At 58.0% G+C, this 471-nt stretch carries 1 pseudogene; it reads right to left on the reverse strand.

What is annotated here, in order from left to right:
* A pseudogene (locus ACLHZ1_RS20610) lies at positions 1–471 on the reverse strand (helix-turn-helix domain-containing protein); the annotation flags it as partial.

Consider the following 471-nt stretch of genomic DNA (forward strand, 5'->3'; position numbering starts at 1 on the left):
CCCTTGTGGTGATGAAACAGCGCCTTGACCCGTTGCGCTTCATGCTCATAGGTCACTGTGCGGGTACCCGATTTCACCTGCCAGTAGAAGGTGCTGCGTGGCAACCCGGCGAGATGCAGCAGCGTTGCCAGCTGATGGTCCTGCCTTAGCTCGGAAACTATTTTTGCTTTCTCTGCTGCTTTTCCCGGGCCAAGGCATGCAGCTTTTTTAGATAGGCGTTCTCCGCCCGCAGGTATTCGAGCTCTTCCTGGGCACTGTTGAAGATGGGATAGGGGGCGGTGAGCGGTTTGCCGGGTGGCGTCTTCCCTGAAGTCATGGCGCGTTCTCTGCGTTTGTCACGAAGGGCCATGATACCGCCTTCACGATAAAGCCGCGCCCACCGACTGACGGTGCAGGCCGCGGCGATCTTGAATGCTGCGGCCGCCTTGCGAGAAGAGGCATTATTTTCCTGCATCCAGTGCAGTACCTCCT

The sequence above is a fragment of the Aeromonas sobria genome, assembly GCF_050266975.1.
In the GTDB taxonomy this organism is placed as follows: domain Bacteria; phylum Pseudomonadota; class Gammaproteobacteria; order Enterobacterales; family Aeromonadaceae; genus Aeromonas; species Aeromonas sobria_B.